The organism is Oscillospiraceae bacterium (assembly GCA_015067255.1).
Classification (GTDB): Bacteria; Bacillota; Clostridia; order Oscillospirales; family SIG519; genus SIG519.
The window spans coordinates 113,553-138,848 of record SVMS01000002.1 but is presented as its reverse complement, the minus strand read 5'-3'; the positions used below and the strand labels follow the sequence as shown (position 1 = coordinate 138,848).

25 protein-coding genes and 2 tRNA genes are annotated in these 25,296 nt (G+C 37.7%); 11 read left to right on the top strand and 16 right to left on the bottom strand.

Annotated elements, in window-relative coordinates; translation table 11 throughout:
- Positions 1 to 319 precede the first annotated feature (319 nt).
- Positions 320 to 1,333, top strand: coding sequence for a DUF4325 domain-containing protein (locus tag E7480_01335; GenBank protein ID MBE6903233.1), 1,014 nt, complete (start codon positions 320 to 322; stop codon positions 1,331 to 1,333).
- 322 nt (positions 1,334 to 1,655) lie between these two features.
- The gene (locus E7480_01330) at positions 1,656 to 3,014 is read left to right on the top strand and encodes a hypothetical protein (protein ID MBE6903232.1); all 1,359 of its coding nucleotides are present in this window, start codon (positions 1,656 to 1,658) and stop codon (positions 3,012 to 3,014) included.
- Between the two features lie 50 nt (positions 3,015 to 3,064).
- On the opposite strand, the gene E7480_01325 is transcribed toward E7480_01330, so the two are convergent.
- The 12 genes from E7480_01325 to E7480_01270 form a co-directional block, all read right to left on the bottom strand.
- Positions 3,065 to 4,726 (bottom strand): acetyl-CoA synthetase, encoded by a 1,662-nt coding sequence (locus E7480_01325; GenBank protein MBE6903231.1) that lies wholly within the window; start codon positions 4,724 to 4,726, stop codon positions 3,065 to 3,067.
- 54 nt (positions 4,727 to 4,780) lie between these two features.
- Positions 4,781 to 5,335 carry a helix-turn-helix transcriptional regulator gene (locus E7480_01320; GenBank protein MBE6903230.1) on the bottom strand — a complete coding sequence of 185 codons (555 nt, stop codon included), beginning with the start codon at positions 5,333 to 5,335 and terminating at the stop codon, positions 4,781 to 4,783.
- Between the two features lie 23 nt (positions 5,336 to 5,358).
- Entirely contained in the window at positions 5,359 to 5,892 is a 534-nt protein-coding gene (locus E7480_01315) for a 2-oxoacid:ferredoxin oxidoreductase subunit gamma (GenBank protein MBE6903229.1), read from the bottom strand.
- 78 nt (positions 5,893 to 5,970) lie between these two features.
- Positions 5,971 to 6,714, bottom strand: coding sequence for a 2-oxoglutarate oxidoreductase (locus E7480_01310; protein ID MBE6903228.1), 744 nt, complete (start codon positions 6,712 to 6,714; stop codon positions 5,971 to 5,973).
- Positions 6,714 to 7,778 (bottom strand): 3-methyl-2-oxobutanoate dehydrogenase subunit VorB, encoded by a 1,065-nt coding sequence (gene vorB, locus E7480_01305; GenBank protein MBE6903227.1) that lies wholly within the window; start codon positions 7,776 to 7,778, stop codon positions 6,714 to 6,716. The genes E7480_01310 and vorB overlap by 1 nt, the downstream gene beginning before the upstream one ends.
- Before the next feature lie 25 nt (positions 7,779 to 7,803).
- Positions 7,804 to 8,016 carry a 4Fe-4S dicluster domain-containing protein gene (locus E7480_01300; protein ID MBE6903226.1) on the bottom strand — a complete coding sequence of 71 codons (213 nt, stop codon included), beginning with the start codon at positions 8,014 to 8,016 and terminating at the stop codon, positions 7,804 to 7,806.
- 30 nt (positions 8,017 to 8,046) lie between these two features.
- Positions 8,047 to 8,685 carry a ParA family protein gene (locus E7480_01295; GenBank protein ID MBE6903225.1) on the bottom strand — a complete coding sequence of 213 codons (639 nt, stop codon included), beginning with the start codon at positions 8,683 to 8,685 and terminating at the stop codon, positions 8,047 to 8,049.
- A 225-nt stretch (positions 8,686 to 8,910) separates the two neighbouring features.
- The gene (locus tag E7480_01290; protein MBE6903224.1) at positions 8,911 to 9,504 is read right to left on the bottom strand and encodes a hypothetical protein; all 594 of its coding nucleotides are present in this window, start codon (positions 9,502 to 9,504) and stop codon (positions 8,911 to 8,913) included.
- Positions 9,505 to 9,563: 59 nt separating this feature from the next.
- Complete coding sequence (locus E7480_01285; protein MBE6903223.1) at positions 9,564 to 9,974, bottom strand: hypothetical protein; 411 nt, start codon at positions 9,972 to 9,974, stop codon at positions 9,564 to 9,566.
- Positions 9,971 to 10,318 (bottom strand): four helix bundle protein, encoded by a 348-nt coding sequence (locus tag E7480_01280; GenBank protein MBE6903222.1) that lies wholly within the window; start codon positions 10,316 to 10,318, stop codon positions 9,971 to 9,973. The genes E7480_01285 and E7480_01280 overlap by 4 nt, the downstream gene beginning before the upstream one ends.
- Positions 10,319 to 10,588: 270 nt before the next feature.
- Positions 10,589 to 10,663, bottom strand: a tRNA-Glu gene (locus tag E7480_01275).
- Positions 10,664 to 10,709: 46 nt separating this feature from the next.
- Positions 10,710 to 10,786 (bottom strand) — tRNA-Met (locus E7480_01270).
- Positions 10,787 to 11,004: 218 nt separating this feature from the next.
- On the opposite strand from E7480_01270, the gene E7480_01265 reads away from it, so the two are divergent.
- Both E7480_01265 and E7480_01260 read left to right on the top strand, forming a co-directional pair.
- Complete coding sequence (locus E7480_01265; protein ID MBE6903221.1) at positions 11,005 to 11,751, top strand: YdcF family protein; 747 nt, start codon at positions 11,005 to 11,007, stop codon at positions 11,749 to 11,751.
- A gap of 8 nt (positions 11,752 to 11,759) precedes the next feature.
- Positions 11,760 to 12,437 (top strand): uracil-DNA glycosylase, encoded by a 678-nt coding sequence (locus tag E7480_01260; protein MBE6903220.1) that lies wholly within the window; start codon positions 11,760 to 11,762, stop codon positions 12,435 to 12,437.
- A gap of 39 nt (positions 12,438 to 12,476) precedes the next feature.
- On the opposite strand, the gene E7480_01255 is transcribed toward E7480_01260, so the two are convergent.
- From E7480_01255 to E7480_01240, 4 genes are all read right to left on the bottom strand, one after another.
- The gene (locus tag E7480_01255; GenBank protein MBE6903219.1) at positions 12,477 to 13,421 is read right to left on the bottom strand and encodes an SPFH/Band 7/PHB domain protein; all 945 of its coding nucleotides are present in this window, start codon (positions 13,419 to 13,421) and stop codon (positions 12,477 to 12,479) included.
- 93 nt (positions 13,422 to 13,514) lie between these two features.
- On the bottom strand, positions 13,515 to 15,029 hold the full coding sequence (locus E7480_01250; protein ID MBE6903218.1) for a polysaccharide biosynthesis protein: 1,515 nt from the start codon (positions 15,027 to 15,029) through the stop codon (positions 13,515 to 13,517).
- Positions 15,026 to 17,590: a calcium-translocating P-type ATPase, PMCA-type gene (locus E7480_01245; GenBank protein ID MBE6903217.1), complete on the bottom strand. Its 2,565-nt coding sequence runs from the start codon at positions 17,588 to 17,590 to the stop codon at positions 15,026 to 15,028. Before E7480_01245 ends, E7480_01250 begins: the two co-directional genes overlap by 4 nt.
- Complete coding sequence (locus tag E7480_01240; GenBank protein ID MBE6903216.1) at positions 17,473 to 18,924, bottom strand: sodium:alanine symporter family protein; 1,452 nt, start codon at positions 18,922 to 18,924, stop codon at positions 17,473 to 17,475. The genes E7480_01245 and E7480_01240 overlap by 118 nt, the downstream gene beginning before the upstream one ends.
- Positions 18,925 to 18,998: 74 nt before the next feature.
- Here E7480_01240 and E7480_01235 point away from each other — a divergent pair, with 74 nt between their 5' ends.
- The 7 genes from E7480_01235 (at position 18,999) to E7480_01205 (ending at position 25,015) form a co-directional block, all read left to right on the top strand.
- Positions 18,999 to 19,235, top strand: a complete 237-nt coding sequence (locus E7480_01235) for a YlmC/YmxH family sporulation protein (protein MBE6903215.1) — start codon at positions 18,999 to 19,001, stop codon at positions 19,233 to 19,235.
- Positions 19,228 to 19,587, top strand: a complete 360-nt coding sequence (gene trxA / locus E7480_01230) for a thioredoxin (protein ID MBE6903214.1) — start codon at positions 19,228 to 19,230, stop codon at positions 19,585 to 19,587. Before E7480_01235 ends, trxA begins: the two co-directional genes overlap by 8 nt.
- 108 nt (positions 19,588 to 19,695) lie before the next feature.
- Positions 19,696 to 20,535: a sulfide/dihydroorotate dehydrogenase-like FAD/NAD-binding protein gene (locus tag E7480_01225; protein MBE6903213.1), complete on the top strand. Its 840-nt coding sequence runs from the start codon at positions 19,696 to 19,698 to the stop codon at positions 20,533 to 20,535.
- Positions 20,528 to 21,919 (top strand): NADPH-dependent glutamate synthase, encoded by a 1,392-nt coding sequence (gltA, locus tag E7480_01220; protein MBE6903212.1) that lies wholly within the window; start codon positions 20,528 to 20,530, stop codon positions 21,917 to 21,919. The genes E7480_01225 and gltA overlap by 8 nt, the downstream gene beginning before the upstream one ends.
- A 9-nt stretch (positions 21,920 to 21,928) precedes the next feature.
- Entirely contained in the window at positions 21,929 to 22,750 is an 822-nt protein-coding gene (locus tag E7480_01215; protein MBE6903211.1) for an alpha/beta hydrolase, read from the top strand.
- Between the two features lies 1 nt (position 22,751).
- Positions 22,752 to 23,852 (top strand): hypothetical protein, encoded by a 1,101-nt coding sequence (locus tag E7480_01210; protein ID MBE6903210.1) that lies wholly within the window; start codon positions 22,752 to 22,754, stop codon positions 23,850 to 23,852.
- Between the two features lie 50 nt (positions 23,853 to 23,902).
- The gene (locus E7480_01205) at positions 23,903 to 25,015 is read left to right on the top strand and encodes an anaerobic sulfatase maturase (protein MBE6903209.1); all 1,113 of its coding nucleotides are present in this window, start codon (positions 23,903 to 23,905) and stop codon (positions 25,013 to 25,015) included.
- Positions 25,016 to 25,296 lie beyond the last annotated feature (281 nt).

Below are 25,296 nucleotides of genomic sequence, written 5' to 3'. Positions count from 1 at the left end.
TTTAATTTCTTCTATAAACACAACAAAAGAGAAGTATAATTTGTAAATATGAGCAGAACAACAATTTACAAATATATTTCACTACTCAAAAAACTAAAAGGGAGCGGCACAAAACCGCTCCCAATTTTTTATGAATGAGGGTTATATATCATATCATAATATATGATGTAATTAATAGGTGTAGTTATTACTGATAAATTACATAAATAGTAATAATTTTAAGTTTAAGAGTAATAACTATATTGTTTTTCAGTAATAAGCGTTGACAAAAACAAAATTGTGAACTATAATGGTTATAGATATTTGAGGAGGTGTTTTTATGAAATACACGACTGAAAAAAAGCAAACTATTGTTTTATATATTTTGGAAAAGATAGTTGCAGAAACACAGAGTCTTTCCAAGGTTGTGGCAGAAACCTTTAATATTAGCACAAATACGGTTCATACTTATTTGAATGAATTGATTGAAAAGGGTATTATTGAAAAGCAAAAGAGAGGTAAGTACAATTTAGTAAATACGCATAATGAATACACCTTCAAAAGAAGTGCAGGAGATTTAATAAGTGATACTCTTCCCTATGAGGTTTGTCTTGAAAAAGAAATTAAGCACTTGGGTGAGAACGTTCGACGTATTTGGTCTTATGGCTTGAGTGAAATGGTTAATAACGTTATTGATCATTCTAATGCGGAGAATATGAAGGTAATTATTATTCAAAATTATTTAAAAACATACGTGTTATTAATGGACGATGGGGTGGGTATTTTTGAAAAGATCAAAAATCACTTTGATTTACCTAACTTAGATGAAGCAATTTGTGAATTGTTTAAAGGTAAGTTAACTACTGATGAAGCAAACCATTCCGGAGAAGGAATTTTCTTTACATCTAAAATGATGGATGTTTTTTTGATTTCATCCAGCGGTAAAATATTTACATCATCTAAATTTGAAGATGATAACATTCTTGATATTAGTAGCAAGGTTAAAGGAACTTGTGTGTTGATGTCTTTATCAAATTTCACTCATAAGACTCCTAAAGAGATTTTTGACCAATATTCAGATATTGAGGGAAGCTTTATTACAACCAGAATTCCACTCAAAAATATTTTTGATGCAGCGCCCGTATCTCGTTCTCAAGCGAAAAGAGTATGCAATCGCTTGGAAAAATTTGAAGAAGCTATTCTGGACTTTGATGGAATAGAATGGATGGGACAAGGTTTTGCACATCAGATTTTTGTGGTTTTTCAAAAAGCTCATCCGGAGATATCAATAGTTCCTCAAAATATGAATGATAGCGTTGAAAGCATGTATAATCACGTTATTAAGACTAATTGATGAAAAAAACTGACCAATCGCAAACAACTTTTGAATTTATTCGTAAGCCTATTTGAGAATAAGCAAAAACACGATATTTTAAATGACAGTTGCCCACGCAGTTGCTATTGAAGAAGCAAACAAATAATCGGAGATTGTTTGTAATTAAATTTGCCTTACGGCAAATGAAATTCATGTTATGAATGAAATGCTAACGCATGAAATGTGCCGCATCTTTTGATGTGGCACATTGCAGACTATATAAAAGGCAGACTTGCTTGTCTGCTATTGATTTATATATTTCAAAGTGATATAATAAAAGAATAAAAAAGGAGGAAATATTATGAAAAAGATTATTTCTTTATTAATTTTAGCAGTACTTTTATTATCCTGTTTTGCAGGCTGTTCTCCTAAATCCGCAGGAGACACATCTTCGGATATCGTATCGGGGGATTTTGAGAAGCCCGAGAACTATGCAACGGTTATGCTTGTAACAATTAACCCTCAATTCAGACTTTATCTTGATGAAGAAGGAGTTGTTTTGGCTGTTGAAGCAATCAATGACGATGCTAAAACAATAAAAAATATATCATTTAAAGACCAAAAGGCTGAAACGGTTGTTCAAAATCTTGTTGTTGCAGCGAATGACGGCGGATTTATCAAAGAGAATGCAGTTGTTGATATAAAGATTGCATCGGTTAAAGATAATGACGTAACAGAGATTCTTGACAAGGTTAAAACCTCTGTTAATACTAAGCTTACCGAAATGAAAATAGAGGCTGAGGTTAAAGCTTCTGTTTCAAAGGACATACTTCCTGAAGAAGACAGTTCTTCACAGATTACATCTTCAGAGGAGATTTCTTCTGATACATCTTCTGTTGAAAGCTCTTCAGAGCCTTCTTCCAACACAAGCTCAGCACCTGCTTGCAAGCACACAAACAAAAAGGCAACTCCTGCTGCAACAGGAAAGAATACTATTGACGCTTCCAAGCTTGATATGGTAAATCATAACCTTGTCTGTGCAGATTGTAATGCGTCTCTTGGAACCGAAGCGCATAAGGTTGAAAACGGCAAATGCACCCTTTGTTCACAGAATAATTTTGCTCAAAAGAAGTTTTCTGTTGTGAACGCATCTTACACATGGGATGGATACCCCGATATAAAGGATAGCGGCGCAGTTTCCTATGAGGTTATGCTTATGAAATCGTGGAATGCTGCTGCAAAGGATGAATATGCAGTTGATGAATGGCATTATAAAGTTCCTGAAGCAGATATGCTTGCCACTATAAGAAATAAGTTTGTTATAACAGATGCTCAGTTTGAGGAACTTAAAGCTCTTGGAAGATATTCGTTCTTGTTTGGTGGACACACATATTCAAACGGCTTCTTTAATATTGAGCTTCCTGCCGCAGGCGGTCCACCGGAATATGAACATAAAGAAGTTGGATATGTGGATAACGGACAAGGAAAATTTACCGTTTATATGGATTGTGTTAAGTGTGATTATGAGGCAGATCCCCCCACTTTAGTACATGATTACTACTATGCAGTAGAATACACATACAGCGGATTTTCTAATCTTTCAATAGTTCAAGGTGATTATTCTTTCGAGATTGCAGGATTTACTCCTGTTGTTGATTCATTGAGAGTAACATCTATTAAAAAGGTTGCAAGTATTCCTTCTGATATGATAAAGCTTTAAATTAAGCCTATAAAAAAATCAGACATTCGTTTTGAATGTCTGATTTTTTGCTATTTCTCTGCATCTTCGTTACGTATCTGAACACGTCTTATTTTACCGGAAATTGTTTTGGGAAGCTCATTTACAAATTCTATTATTCTGGGATATTTGTAAGGAGCAGTAACTCTTTTAACGTGTTGCTGAAGCTCAACCTTAAGCTCTTCTGAAGGAGTGTATCCGTTGGCAAGAACGATAGTTGCTTTAACTATTTGTCCTCTTACAGGGTCGGGAACAGCTGTTATGGCAGTTTCAAGTACAGCAGGATGTTCAACAAGTGCCGATTCAACCTCGAAAGGTCCTATTCTGTAGCCCGAAGATTTTATAACGTCGTCGGAACGGCCGATGAACCAGAAATATCCATCCTCATCGCACCAGGCAACGTCGCCTGTGTGATATAAGCCGTCAAACATAACGGAGGAGGTCATTTCCTTTTCCTCGTGGTATTCATAAAATACACCGGTAGGAATACCGTTCTTTAAGTCAATACATATTTCTCCCTCTTCACCAACCTCGCAAATTTCTCCTCTCGGATTTATAAGCTTAGCGTTGAGAATAGGGGAGGGCTTACCCATAGAGCCGGGTCTTGGCTCAAACCAAGGGAAACAAGCAACGATAACGGGAGTTTCCGTTTGTCCAAAGCCTTCACGAAGCTTAATTCCTGTAAGGTTGTACCATTGTCTGTAAACCTCGGGGTTGAGGGATTCGCCTGCGTTATAGGTAGCTCTTAAAGAGGAAAGGTCAATTCCCGAAAGGTCCTCTTTAATAAGGAAACGGAAAACTGTAGGGGGTGCGCAAAATGTTGTTATATGATATTTTTCTATCATCTGAGCAATTTCAATAGGCTGGAATTTGGACTCATAGTCATAAACAAATACGGCAGCACCCATAATCCACTGTCCGTAAAGCTTGCCCCAGGAGCATTTTGCCCAGCCTGTATCGGCTAAGGAAAGATGCAGGTCGGTTTCTTTAAGATTTTGCCAGAAGCCAGCAGTCAAAATATGTCCTAAAGGATAAACAAAGTTATGAGCAACCATTTTAGGCATACCTGTTGTACCTGACGTGAAATACAAAAGCATAAGGTCGTTATTTTTAGGCATTTCATCGCCGGTAGGCTCAACAAAGTCCTCGGAAGCTTTTTCGACAAGCTCATCAAAATCTATAAAACCGTCGCATTTTCCGCTTATTGTAGCCATTTTAACGTCTGGCATCTGAGGCTTTAAATCATTTAAAGCATTAGTCAGATAAGGGTCATTTGCAACGATGATAAGGCTTACGTTAGCCTTTTGTATACGGTATTTTATATCCTTTTCGGTAAGCTGATGAGTGGCGGGGATAATAACGGCGCCAAGTCTGCAAATGGCAGGGTTTATGTACCAATATTGATAGCGTCTTTTAACCATAAGCAAAACTCTGTCGCCTTTTTTAATTCCCAAAGAGCGAAGCGCATTTGCAGCTTTCTTTGAAAGCCTTGAAATGTCCGAAAAGGTGAAAATTTTCTCTTGTCCTTCGTCGTTGCACCAAACCAAAGCTTTTTGGTCAGGAGCATTTTGAGCGTAATCGTCAATGACATCACGGGCAAAATTGAAATTTTCGGGGATATTTATTTTGAAATTTTTCTTGAAATCCTCATAGCTTTCAAAGCTCATATTGGCAAATTTTTCAGCAACTCTCATATGATGAGCAAGTGCTCACGTCACCACCAGTTCTTAAATATATATAATGCAAAATTAAATAACAATAACTAAAAGCTTGGAGGGCTTATTGTCAAGAGCCTTCATTCCGTGAGGTAATGCGGAGTTGAAATAGAGGGAGTCACCCTCATTTATAATTACCTCGTGCTCTCCTATTCGCACAAGCATACGTCCTTCAACGCAATAGTGATATTCCTGTCCGTTATGGTCGTTTAAATGCATAGGTTCACCGTCAGGCACAGGCTCAACAGTAACCAAAAGAGGCTCTATTTTTCGACCGTTGAAAGAATGAGCAAGATTTTGATATTTATAGCCTGCAGTTCTTTCGACCTCAAGACCGTTATTTTTTCTTACAACAGAGTAGTTGTGAAGCTTTGCTTTTTCACCTGTAAGAAGCTCGGTCATACTGATTTCAAGAACGTTGCATACATCGTAGAGAAGGCTGACGGGAATTGACAGCTTTCCGCTTTCGTACTCGGCATATTCCGAAGGCTCCATCTGCATAGCTTTTGCAAGGTCAACCATAGAATAGCCGGAAAGCTCTCTGATTTCTTTCATACGCTGAGCAATTTCAAAATTTTTAACTGACATCAGAATAGCCTCCGTTAAAATAATTAATAATTGTATCCGATTTCAATAGCTTTTATATTAAGCTCAAGCATATCAGCTTTTTTCGGAGGAATACATTTTTCCAAAGCTTTTTTAACTGTTTCTATAGTTGTAAAGCCTGTTTCTTTAAGCATTTTTCCGAAAATAATCATATTTGCAAGGCCTTTTAAGCCGTTGTCAAGAGCAAGCTGTGTAGCAGGAATATAAAAAGCTGTAACGTCTGTTCTGCTGCTCTTTTTGTCGATAAGTGAGCTGTCAGCAAAAATCATTCCGCCTGCTTCAACCTTTGCTTCAAAAGCATCGAAAGAGGGAAGATTGAGAGCGATAAGATTTTTGGGATTTAAAACAAGAGGAGAACCGATAGGCTCGTCGGAAACAGTAACAGAACAGTTAGCTGTACCTCCGCGCATAGCAGGTCCGTATGAAGGAAGCCAGGAAACTTCCTTATTGTCTACCATTCCGGAATAGGAAATAACCTTTCCGATAAAAAGAACGCCTTGACCGCCAAAACCGGCGAGAACAAATGTATGAGTACTCATAATGTGTCTTTAGCCTTTCCGACTCACAAAATTTAATACTTGTTTACCGTGAGTCTGATAAACAGTTTGAAATTTAATTTATTCGTTGGTTTTATCCTTGTATACGCCCAAGGGATAATAAGGAATCATATTGTCCTTTAGCCATTGGATAGCATCCTTGGGAGCAAGTCCCCAGTTGGTAGGACAGGTTGACAATACTTCAACTATTGAGAAGCCTTTTCCTGCAATCTGGGTTTCAAAAGCCTTTTTGATAGCCGCTTTTGTCTTTGTAATACCGCCGATGCCGTCAATAGCAGTTCTTTCAGCGTAAGCAACGCCGTCAAGAGTAGAAAGCATCTCACAAACTCTTACAGGGAAGCCTGCTTTTGAGGTATCTCTTCCGTAAGGAGTAGTCTGTGTTACCTGACCGGGAAGAGTGGTAGGAGCCATCTGACCGCCGGTCATACCGTAAATTGCATTGTTTATAAATATTATAGTAACATTTTCGCCTCTTGTAGCAACATGTACTGTTTCAGCAGTACCGATAGCCGCTAAGTCACCGTCACCCTGATATGTAAATACAAAGTTGTCGGGCTTTGCACGTTTAACGCCTGTAGCAACTGCAGGAGCACGTCCGTGAGGAGCCTCAATCATATCACAAGCAAAATAATCATATGCCAATACAGAACAGCCTACAGGCGCAACGCCGATAGCCTTTCCTGTTAAATCAAGCTCATCAAGACACTCAGCAACCAGACGGTGAATAATACCGTGAGTACAGCCGGGGCAGTAATGTGTTGAAACATCTAATAAAGCTTTCGGTCTTTCAAATACAACAGCCATTATTTTATACCTCCGGATAGTTTTTCGATCTGTTCAAGAATTTCTGCGGGAGAGGGAATAATACCGCCTGTTCTTCCGAAGAATTCAACGGGACATTTTCCGTTTACTGCGAGTTTAACATCGTCAATCATCTGTCCCATACTCATTTCAACAGTAAGGAAGGTCTTAGCAGTATCAGCAGCCTTTGCAATTTGCTTTTCGGGGAAGGGCCAAAGAGTGATAGGTCTTATCATACCAACCTTGAGTCCCTTATCTCTTGCTGTCTTAACTGCGCTCTTTACAATTCTTGAGGTAGCGCCGTATGAAACAACGATAATTTCATCATCGGCAGAGTAATCCTCTTCTACCATTACTTCATTTTCTTTAATTATTTCGTATCTCTTAAATCTGTCAACTACAGTCTTTTCCAATTGGTCAGGCTGTAAATAAAGAGAATTGATAACGTTATGGTCTCTTTTATTTTCTGTACCTGTAACAGCCCAATCCTTAGCGGGAAGCTCACGGGGAGTTCTCTCTTTAAATTCAACAGGCTCCATCATCTGACCTAAAACGCCGTCGCCCAAAATAAGAGCAGGCATTCTGTAAAGGTCAGCAAGGTCAAAAGCCTCTTGAACAAGGTCAACCATTTCCTGAACAGAGGAAGGCGCAAATACTAAGGTATAAGCATCGCCGTGTCCTAAAGCCTTTGTAGCCTGGAAATAATCGGCCTGAGAGGGCTGAATACCGCCTAAGCCGGGGCCGCCTCTCTGAATGTTAAGAATTACACAAGGAAGGTCGCTTCCTGCTATGTATGAAATACCCTCTGTTTTAAGTGAAATTCCGGGAGAAGAGGAAGAGGTCATAACTCTTGTTCCTGTAGATGCACAGCCTAAAACCATATTTATAGCTGCAACTTCACTTTCAGCCTGTAAAAACACGCCGTTTATTTTAGGTAATTTTTTTGCCATATATGCGGCAACCTCAGTTTGAGGAGTAATAGGATATCCGAAGAAATGCTTACAGCCGCTTCTGATAGCAGCCTCGGCAACAGCTTCGTTTCCTTTCATTAAAACTTTTTCCGACATCTTTTTCATCCTTTCTTAAGAAAAACTATTTTTCAACAACAATTACGCAGTCGGGACACATTCTTGCACACATAGCGCAACCTATGCAGTTTACCATATCCTCTTGACTGACATTTGCCGGATTATATCCTTTTGCATTCAGCTTGTTTCTTTCCATTTTGATTATTTTTTTGGGACATACTGTAACGCAAAGCTCACAGCCCTTGCACTTGTCCTCAAAAAAGCTTACTTTTGCCATTGTGTTTTCCTCCTTGTGATTAAAAAATATTTACCAAACAGTCTTTGTATAAAGGCTTATTGTTTTTGTGTTGTCAACCTTGCCGACATTTTTGTCAGCGGTGGTGTAAATTAAAGGAATGCCCGATAGCTCGGACACCTTCTGAGCATATTGAAAAGAGTCATAAATATCCTGAGGGGTTGTTTGTGCACCTAAACTTGAATTGTTTATAAGCCCCGTTATTTTAAGACGGGATGCCATCTCAATCTCTCTCATATTTTCAACAGCATCCAAAGGCTCGGCAATAAGAGGACGGTACATACTGATTACACAGTACATTTCATAATCAAAGCTCTTTATTCTGTTGCTGTAACGACCTAAAGCAATAGCTCCTGCATCGTCTCCGCCAACGTCGAAAATAACCGACTCATAATCTCCGTCAAAAACGCTTGCTACAGTGCTGGGCAATGAGGGTAAATCAAGGTTTGAATTTGCAAATTCGGGAGCAATAACATAAACACCGCTTTTTTCTAAAAGCTCAGTGGAATCGCAGGTGCGAAAATAAGGGTTTACAATGTCCAGATCTACAATAACGGTTTTATGTAGCTTTGCGCTTTCAAGAGCAAGATTTATAGCTATATTTGTTTTCCCTGTACCGTAATGACCGGTAATAATTGTAATTTTTTTCATAGCAAAAATCCATTCAACAAAAAAGAATTATCCAATCTAAGCTATTATATCATAAAATTGTAGAAAAAACAAGATAAAATAATAGAAAAAGAGGCTATTTTTTTAAAAAACAGAGCAATCTCAATTTCTTTAAGAGATTGCTCAGATTTTAATATATTTTTATCAATGCAAGTGAGTTCTTGAACATCTTACTTATCTTTTGGTCAATGCCGTCTAGTTGGACATCTACTGTGATATAATCTGAATCCCTGTTGTAAAAACGTATAAATGTATATCTGCCTTTTTGGAAGAATAGCTCAGAAAAAGTGTGTCGGATTTATCGTCAATCGCATCAGCGTTTTCTAAAGCTTTAGAATTATAGCTTTCTTCCACTTTGGAAACAAGGCTGTCAAGTGTATTTTGAGAAAGTCCGAAATTGTAGTCTTTTGTTTTCGAAGAATCGGTAATTATAATCGGCAGAGAATCATTGTCGGTCGAATTTTCCGTTTCTAAAGCATCGGGAACGTAATTTTCTTTCAGTCGGGAAACGAGGGTATCAAGCATATTTTGAGGAATTTCAAATGAATAATTAAAGCTTGGGTCTCGAAATGCTGAATTGTATTTAGAGTATATAATTTTTGTGTTTTCGGGAAAATTAAAGCCCTGAACTTCCTCTATAATTTTCATCTCTTTAACGCTGTGCGCAGTTTTTGTAGGTCTGTTTCCAAGTATAATGCTTACTCTGATATAATCAACAAGAAAAACAATTAAAAAAAGCAAAAAAGCGCACAGTAATATTTTTGCGGAGTTAATAAATATTTTCTTTGTTTTATAAGACATATTCATACCTCCTGATACTAAATAGATTAAAAGGGTTACAAAGTATTATATCATATCAATTAAACGGTAATAGATTTCAAAAGCTCTCCGATTAAAGTTTGATCTGCTTTAAATTCAAACTTTAAAGAATGTGAAGTAAAGGACGCACCGAGCTGACCTTTAATATACAATCTGCCGTTTATCATCTCAAAATCAATATATCCGTCAGTATCTGCACCGTCATCTTTAATACGAAAAGTACCGTTTAAACTACGATATGTTTTTTCTATCTTCTTAATTGTTTCTGAGTAAAAAAGGTCGAACAATGTAAAAATATCATATCCCTTATAATATGCGTTTTCAAATGAAATTCCAAATGTGATACATGGCAATTCGTTAATGTACATATATTGTTGGTCTATCGACACTGAGAATAAACGAAGCTTATCTTTTCCGTCATCCCAAAGTACGACATCATTCTTTATGGTCATTTTGTATTCTCCTTTAGTGTTTTGCAACTTGCAATCAACATTCTTCTGATTCGACCACAGAGATTTCTATGCGCTTTATAAGTTTCCTCGTCAATACTGTTCGTATTGAATAACAAGCGCAACCAGCCTTCTGTTTCGCTACATTCCTTTAATGCAATTTCAAATTTTGAAAGCATATCCGCTTTGCTCTGACCATAGTTTGCTTCACGAATGTTTGCATAAACGCTGCTTGAACTTTTACGGATTTGGAAAAGAGTGTTAGATGGTGCTTTAATATTTTGGCAAAGTAATTCTATTTCTGTTGCAAGCTGCTCGGAATAGATCAGCAAATAGTTTTTAGACATATAACCACTCCTTTCGAAAGCATTATATCACTTTTATGTAAACAAATCAAGGCGAAGCCTTGTATATCATTAATTCCGAAGGAATTGCATATCATCAACACAAAGTGTTGTATATCATCAAGCCGCAGAAGAAATGCACGCTGGCGCGTGATGAGATACAGCCCGAAGGGCTGATGATATGCACCACGCTTCGCGCGATGATGATATGCCAAGCCTGCGGCATGGATAAAAAAAGAAGGAACTTTTGGTAGACAAAAGTTCCTTCTTTTTTGGTGACGCGTACGAGAATCGAACTCGTGTTACAGCCGTGAAAGGGCCGTGTCTTAACCGCTTGACCAACGCGCCATATTAAATTATATACACCGTGGCAGTATTTTCTACTGCCACAGTGTGGTAGCGGCAGTGGGATTCGAACCTACGACCAATCGGGTATGAACCGAGTACTCTAGCCAGCTGAGCTATGCCGCCATATAGAAGCGAATAAGATTATATAATATTATTTCGCAATTGTCAAGAGAAATTCGAAATAAAAAATTTTTTATTATATAAAGCAAAAAAACATACAAAAAAACACCTCTAAAAATGGCATAATAAACAATTTGAAATGAAATAATGATAAATTTAGCCCTATATAATCTTGTGTTTTGTTTGTAATTAGAGTATAATAATTGGGGGAGAAGATAATTATGACTATAAAAATTATAATATTAATACTCGGTGTCATTTTTACAATATACGGTCTTGTATTAGCAATGATGTCAAATCTTAATCTTGGTGTTATGTTGACACTTGCGTTGGGCGTTTTTATTTTGCTGCTTGGATGCTTTTATGGAAAAATTCAAATATTAAGCTCGCATTTGTTTTTCAAAATTACAGTAATAGCAGTAATTATATTATTGTGTGCAGAGGCAATACTCGTAGGCTTTATAGCACTTTACGGGCACAATGATAATGTTGATTATTCTGAGGATGCAATAATAGTTTTGGGAGCAGGCTTACACGGAGACGTGATAAGCACTCCTTTGAAGTATCGCCTTGACAAGACAATAGAATATCACAGTAAAAATCCTGATGCGCTTATTGTAGTAACAGGGGGACAAGGTCTTCAGGAAACTGTTACAGAAGCATCTGCTATGGAAAAATATCTTATAAAAAACGGCGTAGATAAAAACAAAATAATTAAAGAGGAAAAAGCAACGTCCACAAACGAAAATATGAGATTTTCAAAAGAAATACTTGATGCGTATTTTGAAGATGAGTATAAAATAGCTGTCATTACTAATAATTTTCATATTTACAGAGCAACAGCAATAGCAAAAATCGAAGGCTTTAAAAATGTTTCTCATTTGCATACGGGCTTGCAGTGGTATAATCTTGTGCCTTGTTATCTAAGAGAAAGCTTAGCTGTACTGAAAATGTGGATTGTGGGGTAGGTAAATTTATGGGTACTGTAAAATTTAAAATCGGCAACGGCTGGGACGATGTGCTGGGTGATGAATTCAATAAGGAATATTATATAAAGCTAAGAAATATTTTAAAGAAGGAATATTCTTCTCAAAGAATTTATCCCGATATGTACGACATTTATAACGCTTTAAGATTTACCGATTATAACGATGTAAAAGCGGTTATTTTGGGACAGGACCCATATCACGGATACGGACAGGCGCACGGTCTTTGCTTTTCGGTAAAAAAAGGGGTAGAGCCGCCGCCTTCACTTAAAAATATTTTTAAAGAATTAAATGATGATTTGGGAATTGAAATTTCCAAAAGCGGAGAGCTGACACGCTGGGCAGAAAACGGAGTTTTGCTTTTAAATACTGCTCTTACCGTAAGAGAGGGAAAGCCAAACAGCCATAGAGGATTAGGCTGGGAAATTTTTACCGACAGAGTTATAAGCCTTTTAAACGAGCGTGAAAAGCCTGTGGCATTTATTCTTTGGGGAGCTAATGCAAAGGAAAAAGCAAAGCTTATAACCAATACTCATCACGGGGTATTTACAGCGGCGCATCCAAGTCCCTTGTCGGCATATAACGGATTTTTCGGCTGTAGACACTTTTCAAAGGTAAATGAATTTTTAAAGAAAAATGGCTGTGAGCCTATTGACTGGAATTTATAAAAAAAGCTTGCTGATGTTTACTCAGCAAGCTTTTTGCTATTATTCACAGCAAGGGTCTTCTTTTTTTACATCTTCTTCTTTGGGAGCAGGAGCAGTTACATCTCCTAAGCCTGTGGTTTCAGAGAATAATACATTTGCTTTTGTCATATTGACAGCGTCTGTAGGTACAATTATTTTAGAAGCAATTCCGTTTGACATAGATACCAAAGCTTCATATTTTTTAAGCTCAAGTACAGCTGAGTCAACGCCTGCAGCCTTTAAAGCAGCAAGACCGTCAGCCTCTGCCTTTTTGGCAAGGAAAATAGCCTTAGCTTCACCTTCGGCTTTGGCAATTCTGGCATCTCTTTCACCCTCTGCGGCAAGTATCATAGCCTGCTTATCACCTTCCGCGCGGGTGATAACTGCCGCTTTGTGACCTTCAGCCTCCAAAAGAGTTTCACGGCGGTCACGTTCAGCCTTCATTTGCTTTTCCATAGCGTTTTGAATTTCTGAGGGCGGAATAATATTTTTAAGCTCTACGCGGTTAACCTTAATACCCCATTGGTCAGTTGCAGAGTCTAAAATTTCTGTCATTTTTCCGTTGATAGTATCACGGGATGTCAAAGTATCATCAAGCTCTAATTCACCTACAATGTTACGCAAGGTAGTTGCAGTTAAGTTGGAAAGAGCGCTTATGGGATTTACTGCGCCGTAGGTAAAAAGCATAGCATCAAAAACTTTGAAATAAACAACAGTGTCTATCTGCATAGTAACGTTATCTTTTGTGATAACAGGCTGAGGGGGAGAGTCGAGTACCTGTTCTTTAAGAGTAACCTTTTTTGCAACCTTGTCGATAATCGGAATAAGAAAATGTAAGCCTGCGCTCCAGGTTTTCTGATATTTACCTAATCTTTCAATAACATATTCCGTAGCTTGCGGAACAATTTTCAAGCAAAAAAGCAAAATAATAAATAAAACAGCAATAGCAATAAAATAATACGGCATAAAAAACATCCTTTCAATTTCTGTTAATATGAATATATCATACATAAATATTATATGTCAAATAAAAAAGTATTTTGTAGAAAAATTTTCAAATTATACTTTTTTTCTTTTTAAAATTGAAAAGGGTATACAGCCGCTGAATAAAAGAGATATCGTATAAATGACGGCTGTTGTGCCTAAGCATAATAAAAGCTCGCTTATGTTTGGTAATGAAGCCTTTATCATAATTATTTTTGATATAAGGCAAGCGGCACAGGCACATAGTGCAGGCTTTAAAATCCAGCTTGTTATTTTTATGCTGATATTAGTAAGCTCAAGAAGCTTTTTTATGTAAAGACAGGTGCAAAAAATACAGGAAATAAGCGTTGAGGCAAGATATCCGTTAAAGCCTAAAAAGGGTACTGCAATAATTATACAGGCAAGGCGGATAGCACCGTCAAGCATATTTATTTTAAGGGTATATACTTGCTGTGAAAGTCCGTTAAGCACCGAAACAACAACCATTTCAAGATAAATGAAGGGGGATATAAGCGCCATTTTTGCAAGCATTGAGCCTACATTTGTATCATCGTATATGCAAATTCCAAGCTCTTTTGGAAAGCTTATAAAAATTGCAACAATTATAATTCCTAACATCAAAGTAAGCTGTAATACCTTTGAAACGGTGAAATCAATTCTTTTTTCCTGTCCTGCCGCCTTTGCACCCGAAACGGTGGGAATAAGAGCAGAGGCAAGAGCTGTGAGAAGAGCACTGGGGAAAGCAATAAGAGGCATAACCATTCCCTTCAAAATTCCGAATATGCTTAAGGCTGAATGGGGAGTCATTCCGTACATTATCAGACGTGATGGTAAAAGCACGTTTTCCAACATACGAAGACCTGAGTTGATATATGAATTTGCGGCAATAGGCGCTGACTGCTTAAGAATAAGCTTTAAGCCTATTTTTTGTAACGGAGCCTTCTTTTTTTCACTGCGTGCTTCAAAAAGATATATTATAATTTCATATATACAAGAGGAAATTTCTCCTACTGTCATTCCCAAAACAGCCGCAGCACAGGAAGCCGCTAAGCCTTTTGGTAAAGCATAGGACATTAAAAGAGCAATAGCGCCTATTTTGACTGCTTGCTCTACAAACTGAGATGCGGCAGGACGCAAAAATTTACGCTTGGCAAAAAAGTAGCCGTTTATACAGGCAGAAGCAGACATAAAGGGCATTCCCGGTGCTAAGAGATAAAGGGAAAGTATTGTTCTTGTATCTCCTAAAAAATGTTCACCTAAGGGCTTGGCAAACAAAATTATAATTAAAGATACTGTAAAACCGCATAAAAGAGACCAAAACAGAGCCTTTTTAAAAACTTTTTTTGCGCTTCCGAAATCCTTTGAAGCATAAAATTCAGAGCAAAGCTTTGATACTGTCATCGAAATTCCTGCAGTTGATAAGGTTACTGCAAGAATATACAGTGAAAGAACAAGCTGATAAAGTCCCATTCCCTCAGAGCCTAACATTTTAGACAGCCAGACACGGAAAACAAAGCCTATCACTCTCGTTATAACTGAAAAAACAGTTAAAATAAAAGTGCCCTTTATAACAGTGCTTTTAAAATTCATAAAAGGGTCCTCCGAGTAAAAAATTTACGAATAAGCTTTTTAGCTTCTGTCAGGACAATTGGTAACAGAGATATAAAAAAGACAAAGCTCCATTGATAAATACTTAAAGGCACAACATTAAAAATATTTGCCAAAAAAGGTAATGATACAACAGAAACCTGAAGAAAAGTGCAAATCAGTATGCTTAAAGCCAAAAATTTGTTTTTTAAAGGATTGCATTTAAACAGGCTTTTTTCACTTTTCATATTAAGAGTGTGTGCAAGCTGAGAAAGACTCAAAACGCAAAAGCACATAGTTGATGCAGCTTCTTTTGTAAAATAGAAAAGTCCCGAAACATATGTAAACAGAGCTAAAAGACCTATCATAATTCCCTCGGCTATAATAGTAAGTCCCAAGCCGTTTGAAAAAAGGCTGTCCTTTGGATTGACAGGCTTTCTGTGCATTATATCGGAATTTGGCTTTTCGGCACCTAAAGCAAGGGCGGGAAGTCCGTCGGTTACTAAATTTACAAAAAGAAGCTGTATAGGAGCAAGAGCTGTGGGGAGAGAGAGCAAAAAGCAAGAGGAAACAGCAAGAATTTCGCCAACATTACAGGATAAAAGAAATCGCACAGCTCTTTTTATATTTTCATATATTCCCCGTCCTTCCTTTACAGCTGTTACTATGGAAGCAAAGTTGTCATCTGTGAGAATAAGGTCGGAGGCTTCCTTTGCCACCTGTGTTCCGTTTTTACCCATAGCACAGCCTATATCCGATAGCTTTAACGCAGGGGCATCGTTTACACCGTCCCCTGTCATAGCTACAATTTCACCTCTTGAACGAAAAGCCTTTACAATTCTTGCCTTGTGAGCAGGGGTTACTCTTGCAAACACGCTATAGTCATATATTTGTCGGCTTAACTGTTTGTCTGAAAGTTTGTCAAGCTCTGCTCCCGTAATAGCCTTTTTGCCGTTAAGTATTCCCATTTTATCGGCAATTGCGGTGGCGGTTATAAGATGGTCTCCCGTAATCATTACTGTTTTTATTCCTGCATTTTTACATTCCTGTATAGCACTTACAGCCTCAGGCCTTGGCGGGTCTATTATTCCCATAAGACCCAAAAAGGTGAGGGAGCTTTCTAAAGGTGCAGAAGCATTATTTTTATACGCAACAGCTATTACACGTAAAGCCTGCTGCGCCATATTTTCGTTTTGCTGTAAAATTTTCTCTTTAATTGATAAGCTCATAGCCTGAATTTTTCCGCCGTATTCCACATTTGAACACAGAGGCAGAATATAGTCGGGAGCTCCCTTTGTAATTACAAGCTCTTTGCCCTTGAAATTATATACAACGCTCATCATTTTTCGTTCCGAGGAAAAGGGGATTTCCTTTAAACGATTGTAAGAAAATCTTAAAGCGCTTATATCTGTAGCCTTTTTTGCGGCTTCGTATATTGCTTTTTCAGTGGGCTCGGCATTTTCTTCGGTAGCATTACAGCATAGAACTCCATAAGAAAAAAGCTTTACCCCTTGTGAAGAGCTTTGTTGTTCTGAGCTGTCAGGCAGAGCTATTTTTGTTACGGCCATTTTGTTTTGAGTAAGTGTTCCCGTTTTATCAGAACAAATTACAGTAGCACAGCCCAAGGCTTCAACAGCGGGCAAATGTCTGACTATTACGTTGCACTTTACCATTTTTGAAACGCCCAAGGATAAAAGCGTGGTTACAATGGCAGGAAGTCCTTCGGGAATTGCCGCAACAGCAAGGCTTATTGAAATCATAAACATAGGCATAGGCGGATAGCTTTTAAATATACCCAAAAGGAAAATGCCTGCGCAAATAAATAAAATAGCAATACCTAAAATACTGCCCGTTTTATTTAAACGCTTCTTTAAAGGAGTGTCAGGAGAATCACTGCTGTCTAAAAGCTTGGCAATATGTCCTACCTGAGTATCCATACCCGTAGCGACACATATAGCCTTACAATTACCTCTCAACACGGCACAGGAGGAGAAAATCATATTTTTTTGTTCTGACAAAGGCAGATTGGAATTACTGTAGTCTACAGCACTTTTCTCAACTCCTATTGACTCGCCCGTAAGAGAGGACTCATCGCATAAAAGAGAATTGCTTTCAATAAGTCTTGCATCGCAGGGGATAATATCTCCTGTTTTCAAAAGTATAATATCACCCTCAACGATATCCTCTGATAATATCTCTTTTTGTATTCCGTCACGAAGCACTGTGGAATGGGGAGAGGTAAGCTTTTTTAAAGCATCAATTGCTTTCATGGCTTTGCTGTTTTGAACTGTACCCATAACAGCGTTTAAAATAACTATCATTAAAATTATTATACTGTCAGCATAGTCGTTGCTTTTTTCTGCTATGGCGGTAAAAAAGGATATGGCAGCGGCAATAAGTAAAATAATAATAAGTATGTCAGACAGTTGTGAAAAGAATACATATATTAAGCCGTGTCTTTTTTGCGAATTGAGGACGTTTTTACCGTTTTGCAAAAGCCTTTGCTGAGCCTCTTTGGCAGAGAGTCCTTTTGAAGCGTCTGTTTTTGTGTTTGATAGGTCCATATTTTTGTTTCCCTTTCTATGATTTTAGTCAGAGATAAAACTCCTATAAGATTAGGTAATGACATAAGAGCGTTACATATATCTGCAAGTAAATATACTGTTTCAAGGCTTGATATACAGCCGACAAAAATCAGCGCAGTGTACAGATAATTATATATTTTTTCTAAAGAATTACCCCCTAAAAATCTGGCACAGCATTGACCGTAAAAGCACCAGCCTATAATAGAGGTGAAGGCAAAAAATAAAAGTCCGAGGCACAGCACAATTCTCCCTAAAACAGGAAAGAAAAAAAGACCTTTTTCAAAAGCAAGAGATGTCATAGCAGTACCGTCCAAGCCGCTTTGAAAGCTTCCTGTAACAATGAGCACAAGCCCTGTCAGATTGCATATGACAATAGTATCAATGAAAGTACCGCACATAGAAATAAGGCCTTGAGTGGCAGGACTGTCAGTCTTTGCAACGGCTGCTGCCATAGGCTCGCTTCCTATGCCTGCTTCATTTGAAAAGATTCCTCTTGAAACACCGTAGCGTATAGAGCTATAGACAATAAATCCGCTTGTACCGCCAAAGACAGCTTTAAAATTAAAAGCACTTTTTATAATAAGTAAAATCGAAGGTATAAGATTTTCATAATAAACAATAATAATAAAAACACAAATAAAAACGTAAAGGGAAGCAAAAATGGGAACTAAAACTCCCGAAACGTTGCCGATGCGTTTGATTCCTCCTATTATTACAAAGCCTGCTAAAATACAGGTTGTTATGCCTGCAATTATACCGATTTTTTTATCGTTGCTTTGTAAAAGCACCTGTGCTGCAGAGGTTATGGCATTTGCCTGTACCATTGTTCCCGTACCAAGTAAGGCAGAGCCGATACCAAAAGAGGCAAAAATAAAGCAAAGAGGCTTACCCGCTTTGCCTAAGCCCTTTTCAATATAATAAAAAGGACCGCCCATAACGGTTTTATCCGAAAGAGTACGTCTGAATTTGACTCCTAAAAGACATTCGGAATATTTAACCGCCATACCTAAAAAGGCGGCAAAGCTCATCCAGAATATTGCCCCCGGTCCTCCTGCAAAAACTGCAGTGGCAACTCCTGTAACTGAGCCTGTTCCTATTGTTGCGGCAAGAGAGGTGCAAAGTGCTTTAAAGGGCGAAATCTGTCCGTTTCCTTCCTCGTTTGCCTCCTGTGAAAAAAGAAACTTAAAGCCTTTTGTAAGTCCCCGTATTTGAATGAATTTAAGCTTAACTGTGAAAAAAATTCCCGTCCCTAAAATTAAAATAAGCAGAGGAGGCCCCCACAGTATTCGGCTAATATTTTGTAAAATCAGCATATGAAATCCTTTTAAATAATATATTGTACTAAAATAATATGCTATGTGTAGTAAATGTATGCGGAGGAAAGCTTATGCTGAGATTTTCAGAGCTGAAATGCAAAGAGGTTATAAATATAAAAGACGGAAATAAGCTTGGATTTGTAAGTGATATAGAATTTGATTGCAAAACGGGAGAGGTTTGTGCTATAATAGTACCGTGTGAAGGAAAATTTTTAGGAGTTTTCGGAAAAGGGGACGATTACAGAATCCCTTACTGTAAAATTGAAAAAATAGGGGACGATGTAATTCTCGTCTGTTGCGATGATTGAAATTTTCCAAAAGCTTAGGAATATTAAAAAAAGGAGAAAAGTTATGTCTGTATTGACTATCACAAAAGAAAATTTTGACAAAGAGGTAATAAACAGCGATAAGCCTGTATTGCTTGATTTTTGGGCAAGCTGGTGCGGTCCCTGTAAAATGATTGCACCTATTGTAGAGGAAATAGCGCAAGAGGTTACAGAGCAAAAGGTAGGCAAGGTAAATGTAGATGAAGAGCCTGAGCTTGCTCAGAAATTTGCAATTATGAGTATACCCACTCTTATCGTTATTGAAAACGGACAAATAAAGCAAAAAAAAGTTGGTTTTTGCTCAAAACAGGATATTTTAAAATTATTTGAATAATACAAAAAAGCCGAAGATTATTCGGCTTTTTTGCTTTTAAATTATAGACATATAAATAAAACTGTGATAAAATAAATAAGATATTCTAATATACAGAGGGAAAAGCAAATGTGTAAAATAACTTTAAAAAAAGCACTTAATAATGAAGTAGTAAAATTGTCTGTCTATGCTCCTCTTATTGCCAAAAAAGCAAAAGCAGGACAGTTTATTATTTTGCGTCCTTTTTCACATTCAGAGCGTATTCCTCTTACTATAGCTAAGGCAGATACACAAAGCGGTGAGATTACCGTTATCTTTCAAAAGGTCGGAAAAACTACAATGGAGCTTGACACTCTCAATGTAGGGGACAGTATTAACGATTTTGTAGGTCCTTTGGGCAATCCTACAAAGCTTGACGGAATAAAAAAAGCGGCTGTTATCGGCGGGGGACTTGGCTGTGCAATTGCTCTTCCGATTGCTGAAGGCTTATATAAAGCGGGAGCCGAGGTGCATATGATAGCAGGCTTCAGAAATAAAGATATTGTAATTCTTGAAGATGAAATGAAAAACAGCAGTAACGAGCTTTTTGTTTGTACCGATGACGGAAGCTACGGCACAAAAGGCTTTGTAACAGATAAGCTTAAAGAATTGATTGAAGCAGGGGAAGAGTATGACTGCGTTTTTGCCATAGGACCTTTGCCTATGATGAAATTTGTTTCAATGCTTACTAAAGAATTCGGAATAAAAACAATAGTTTCTATGAACCCCATTATGATTGACGGAACGGGTATGTGCGGCGGCTGCCGTGTAACAGTTGGCAAAGAAATTAAATTTGCCTGTGTTGACGGCCCTGATTTTGACGGGCATCTTGTGGATTTCGATGAAACAATAGCACGCAATAACGCATACAAGCAAATTGAAAAGGACAAGAGGCACAGCTGCAGAATGGAGGGCTTTAACCGTGCCTAACATGCAAAAGGAAAAAACGAAAATTGCCGAACAGGCACCGGACATAAGAAATAAGAATTTTAACGAGGTAAGCTTAGGCTATACTGCATCTGAAGCCAAAAATGAAGCAGAACGCTGTCTTAATTGTAAAGCAAAGCCCTGTGTAAAGGGCTGTCCCGTAAATGTGTGTATTCCTGAGTTTATTGAGCAAATAAAATCAGGTAATTTTGAAAAAGCATATGAATTGCTCTCTGCTACAAATGCACTCCCCGCCATATGCGGACGTGTTTGCCCGCAGGAAAATCAATGCGAAAAATACTGCGTAAGAGCAATAAAGGGCGAAGCAGTGGCAATAGGCCGTTTGGAAAGATTTGTTGCCGATTACGCCATGGAAAATTTAAAAGCCTCAAAGCCTGTAACAGCTAAAATAAATAAAAAGGTTGCGGTAATAGGCTCAGGTCCTGCAGGACTTACCTGTGCCAATGAGCTTGCAAAAAAAGGCTATGAGGTTACTATTTTTGAGGCTATGCACGAGGCAGGCGGAGTGCTGACTTACGGAATACCCGAATTCAGACTCCCAAAAGCCATTGTAAAAAATGAAATTGAAAAGCTTAAGCAAAACGGTGTTAATATAGTTTTAAATATGGTTATAGGTAAAATTTTATCTGTTGACGAGCTTTTTGAAGAGGGATATGAGGCAGTATTTATAGGAAGCGGAGCAGGACTCCCTATGTTTATGGGTATAGAGGGAGAATGCCTTAACGGAGTTTACTCAGCTAATGAATATCTTACAAGAATCAATCTTATGAAAGCATATGAGCAAAATTCAGATACACCTGTTTTACCAAGCAAAACAACTGTTGTTGTCGGCGGCGGAAACGTTGCTATGGATGCGGCACGCTGTGCAAAGCGTATGGGTGCGCAAAATGTTTATATTGTTTACAGACGTTCTGAAAAAGAGCTTCCTGCAAGAAAGGAAGAGGTTGAACACGCTTTAGAAGAGGGGATAATATTAAAGCTTTTGGCATCTCCCATAAAGCTTGAGGGCGACTCTGACGGAAGAGTGAAAAAGGTTATCTGTACTGAAATGGAACTGTTAAAAGCAGAAAAAGAGGGAGAAAGAGCATCTGTTATTCCTAAGCCTGACAGTCAGTTTGAAATTGAAGCTGATACAGTTATTATGGCTATAGGAACATCTCCCAATCCGTTAATAAGAACAACTACTCCCGGACTTGAAACCAATAAAAAAGGGTGCATAGTTATTGATGAAAAGGCTATGACCTCAAGAGAGGGCGTTTTTGCAGGGGGAGATATTGCAACGGGAGCCGCAACTGTTATTTTGGCTATGGGTGCAGGAAAGAAAGCTGCGGCTTGTATTGATGAATATTTAAAAAATAAAAGGTGAGATTTTTATATGAAATGCGAGAGAATATATTTAAAAGATGTTTATGAGTTTTTAGGGGCAGATAATGCTAATCCGACTTTAGATGTCTATATTCCCGATGATGCTTCGGAAAGTAAAAATGCAAAGCCCTGTATGATAGTTTGTCCCGGCGGCGGCTATGCATATTGCAGTCCCAGAGAGGCTGAGCCTATAGCTTTAAAATTTGTAAGCGAAGGCTTTAATACTTTTGTACTTACCTATTCTACCGAGAGCTACAGATTTCCCACTCAAATAAGGGAAGTGGCAGCGGCTGTTGAAATTTTATATAAAAATAAAGAAGCTTGGAATTGCGACATCTCTAAAATCTGTATAATAGGATTTTCTGCAGGGGGTCATCTTGCGGCGCATTATTCCACAATGTTTGACTGTAAAGAGGTAAGAGCTGTTTTTGAAAACAGTAAGCCTGTCAATGCTTGCGTATTGTGCTATCCTGTAATTTCTGCCGATTTAGAGGTTGCCCATCAGGGAAGCTTTTTAAATTTGATTGGTCACGCTCCCGAAAATCAAAAAGAGGAGGACTATTTTTCCTGTGATAAGCAGGTGAGTGATAAAACTCCGCCCACTTTTATATGGAGCACCTCCTTTGATGAAATTGTTCCTATTGAAAACAGCTTGCGTTATGCAACAGCACTTTCAAGACATAAAATTCCATATGAGCTTCATATTTATCCTTACGGCAATCACGGCCTTGCTACCTGTGATAAAATGACCAACGACCAAATAACAGAGGTTATAGAATACGCAAAACCGTGGATTGACGAAGTTAAGAAATGGCTCAGATTGGTTTTATAGTATGGAAAAGCTTAAAGGCTTACTTGAATACTGCGAAAGCGTTATTGATACTGATAAAATACACTCATCAAAGGCTTTGCAAAAGCAAGCGCTTTCCTATGAAAATATAGAAGCTTCGTGCATAAAAATATCGTATCCCTGTACACAGTACAGCACGTATTCCATTTTGGATATCCACAAGGATATGGCTAAAATGATGTATAATGAGCTTGTTTCCTGTATGCCCGAAATAGAGGGCTTAAGCGACGGAACTCCTATGCTCAGAGCAAATTACGGAGTAGGTACTTTTCCATCTTTTTTTGGAATAGACTATAAATTTGTCGGTGAAAATATGCCTTGGGTAGAGCCTGTAGCCGTGGATAAAATCAAGAGAATTATAGATAAAGGTGTCCCTGAAATAAAGTGCGGATTAGGACAAAAGCTTATTGAAACCTATGAGTTTTATGTTCAGATGCTTGAAAAATATCCTAAATGTAAGAAATCTATAATGCTTTTTCACCCTGACTTTCAAGGTCCGTTTGACGTTGCGGAGCTTATTTGGGGAGCAGATATATATCTTGCTATGTATGACGAGCCGGAGCTTGTGCACAGCTTACTCGACGTAATAACAGAGAGCTATATTTCATTGATGAAAAAGCTAAAGCTATATTTAAACGATGATGACGGAGACTTTCACGGGCATTGGAACGCTTTGGCATCGGGACACGTTCTTATAAGGGACGACTCTGCTGTCAATCTTTCGGCAGATATGTATAAAGAGTTTGTTCAGCCCTATGATGAAAAAATTCTGAAGGCTTTTGATAAAGGAACAATTCATTTTTGCGGCCGAGCAGACCAATGGGTATTGGAAATGGCAAAATCCGAAAGCTTAAGTGCTTTGAATTTCGGATTTGTAGAAAATCAGGATTTTTCAATTAAATATCTTGATTTCTTAATGCCGACTCTTCAAAAGCTCAAAAAGTCAATAGTAATGTATATAGTAAAACACGATGAAATTGATACTTTTGATTTTACGAAATATATTACAGGAATTACATATCACGCAACATTAGCTGATAAAGAACAGGCAATTAAGCTGTTGAAGCGTTTTGATAAAATATAAATGCCGTTCGCAGTTTGCAAACGGCATTTTCAAAATAGAGGGGTGATTTCTTGCCGCCGTTGACATTACTTATAAAGCCTGCATCGGGAAACTGCAATCTGCGATGCAAATATTGCTTTTATGAAGACGTAACAGACAACAGAAAAATGAAATCTCACGGAATGATGAGTGAGAAAACGTTGCTTGAGCTTGTGAAAAAAGCTTTGTCAGAGGCTGAATACAGCGTAAATTTCGCCTTTCAGGGCGGAGAGCCTACGTTGGCAGGAATAGAGTTTTATAAAAGCTTTATAGATTACGTTAACAAATATAATTTCAAAAAATTAAAGGTATATAAATCAATACAAACTAACGGAATAGTAATTGATGATGAGTGGGCATCCTTTTTAGCGCAAAATGATTTTTTAGTGGGACTTTCCCTTGACGGATATAAAGAAATTCACGATATGAACAGGGTAGATGCCTTAAATAAAGGGACACACAGTCAGGTTGTAAAAGCTGCAAAGCTGTTTGACAAATATAAGGTTGACTATAATATTTTATGCGTTGTAACAAGCGGCATAGCAAGACATATTGATAAGGTATACAGCTTTTTTAAAAATAACAATTTTAAGTTTTTGCAGTTTATTCCCTGTCTTGACCCGTTGGGGGAAGAAAGAGGAAAAAATAAATATTCTTTAACACCTGAAAGATACACATATTTTTTAAAAACATTGTTTGACAGATGGTATGAGGATATATTAAACAATAACTATATCAGTATCCGTCAATTTGATAATTATATCAATATGCTGAGAGGTAATGCACCTGAAAGCTGTGGAATGAACGGTATATGTACCTGTTATTTTGTAGTTGAGGCAGACGGAAAGGTATACCCCTGTGATTTTTACGTTATTGATAAATGGTACATAGGAAATATATTTGACAACAGCTTTGAAGAAATGAGAAGCACTGATACAGCAAAAGAGTTTGTAAATGTATCAAAATATGTAGATAATAAATGCAAAAATTGTAAATGGTACAGGCTTTGCAGAGGCGGCTGCCGACGGGACAGAGAGCCTTTTGCAGACGGTAAGCCAACGCTTAATTATTTTTGCCAAAGCTATAATGATTTTTTTGAATACAGTATCCAAAGAATGATGAATATTGCAGGAAATATGAAGTAAAAGGGGATGTAAAAAAAGCGCAGAGCGCATAAAACAAGCAAATAAAAGGATTATCTACTATCATCTTCTGAAAGAAAGAGCAAAATTTAACAGAAAAACATCTTTTTACTAATTATTTTAAGAAATATACGTTTTATACTATCTGCCAATTTCGCCCTCGACGTACCTCTGTACGCCGTCGGGTAACCGCCGACAAGGCATTGTCGGCGCGAAATTGACATATTCTGCACATTTTTTCCTATCCCCTTAATGTTTTAAAAAAAGCTGTAAAAAACTTTCGT

Excerpts from the sequence above, each read along its gene's own strand:
- E7480_01335 (MBE6903233.1), top strand. The coding sequence starts at position 320 with ATGAAATACACGACTGAAAAAAAGCAAACTATTGTTTTATATATTTTG.
- E7480_01330 (MBE6903232.1), top strand. The coding sequence starts at position 1,656 with ATGAAAAAGATTATTTCTTTATTAATTTTAGCAGTACTTTTATTATCC.
- E7480_01325 (MBE6903231.1), bottom strand. The coding sequence starts at position 4,726 with ATGAGAGTTGCTGAAAAATTTGCCAATATGAGCTTTGAAAGCTATGAG.
- E7480_01320 (MBE6903230.1), bottom strand. The coding sequence starts at position 5,335 with ATGTCAGTTAAAAATTTTGAAATTGCTCAGCGTATGAAAGAAATCAGA.
- E7480_01315 (MBE6903229.1), bottom strand. The coding sequence starts at position 5,892 with ATGAGTACTCATACATTTGTTCTCGCCGGTTTTGGCGGTCAAGGCGTT.
- E7480_01310 (MBE6903228.1), bottom strand. The coding sequence starts at position 6,714 with ATGGCTGTTGTATTTGAAAGACCGAAAGCTTTATTAGATGTTTCAACA.
- vorB (MBE6903227.1), bottom strand. The coding sequence starts at position 7,778 with ATGTCGGAAAAAGTTTTAATGAAAGGAAACGAAGCTGTTGCCGAGGCT.
- E7480_01300 (MBE6903226.1), bottom strand. The coding sequence starts at position 8,016 with ATGGCAAAAGTAAGCTTTTTTGAGGACAAGTGCAAGGGCTGTGAGCTT.
- E7480_01295 (MBE6903225.1), bottom strand. The coding sequence starts at position 8,685 with ATGAAAAAAATTACAATTATTACCGGTCATTACGGTACAGGGAAAACA.
- E7480_01290 (MBE6903224.1), bottom strand. The coding sequence starts at position 9,504 with ATGTCTTATAAAACAAAGAAAATATTTATTAACTCCGCAAAAATATTA.
- E7480_01285 (MBE6903223.1), bottom strand. The coding sequence starts at position 9,974 with ATGACCATAAAGAATGATGTCGTACTTTGGGATGACGGAAAAGATAAG.
- E7480_01280 (MBE6903222.1), bottom strand. The coding sequence starts at position 10,318 with ATGTCTAAAAACTATTTGCTGATCTATTCCGAGCAGCTTGCAACAGAA.
- E7480_01265 (MBE6903221.1), top strand. The coding sequence starts at position 11,005 with ATGACTATAAAAATTATAATATTAATACTCGGTGTCATTTTTACAATA.
- E7480_01260 (MBE6903220.1), top strand. The coding sequence starts at position 11,760 with ATGGGTACTGTAAAATTTAAAATCGGCAACGGCTGGGACGATGTGCTG.
- E7480_01255 (MBE6903219.1), bottom strand. The coding sequence starts at position 13,421 with ATGCCGTATTATTTTATTGCTATTGCTGTTTTATTTATTATTTTGCTT.
- E7480_01250 (MBE6903218.1), bottom strand. The coding sequence starts at position 15,029 with ATGAATTTTAAAAGCACTGTTATAAAGGGCACTTTTATTTTAACTGTT.
- E7480_01245 (MBE6903217.1), bottom strand. The coding sequence starts at position 17,590 with ATGGACCTATCAAACACAAAAACAGACGCTTCAAAAGGACTCTCTGCC.
- E7480_01240 (MBE6903216.1), bottom strand. The coding sequence starts at position 18,924 with ATGCTGATTTTACAAAATATTAGCCGAATACTGTGGGGGCCTCCTCTG.
- E7480_01235 (MBE6903215.1), top strand. The coding sequence starts at position 18,999 with ATGCTGAGATTTTCAGAGCTGAAATGCAAAGAGGTTATAAATATAAAA.
- trxA (MBE6903214.1), top strand. The coding sequence starts at position 19,228 with ATGATTGAAATTTTCCAAAAGCTTAGGAATATTAAAAAAAGGAGAAAA.
- E7480_01225 (MBE6903213.1), top strand. The coding sequence starts at position 19,696 with ATGTGTAAAATAACTTTAAAAAAAGCACTTAATAATGAAGTAGTAAAA.
- E7480_01215 (MBE6903211.1), top strand. The coding sequence starts at position 21,929 with ATGAAATGCGAGAGAATATATTTAAAAGATGTTTATGAGTTTTTAGGG.
- E7480_01210 (MBE6903210.1), top strand. The coding sequence starts at position 22,752 with ATGGAAAAGCTTAAAGGCTTACTTGAATACTGCGAAAGCGTTATTGAT.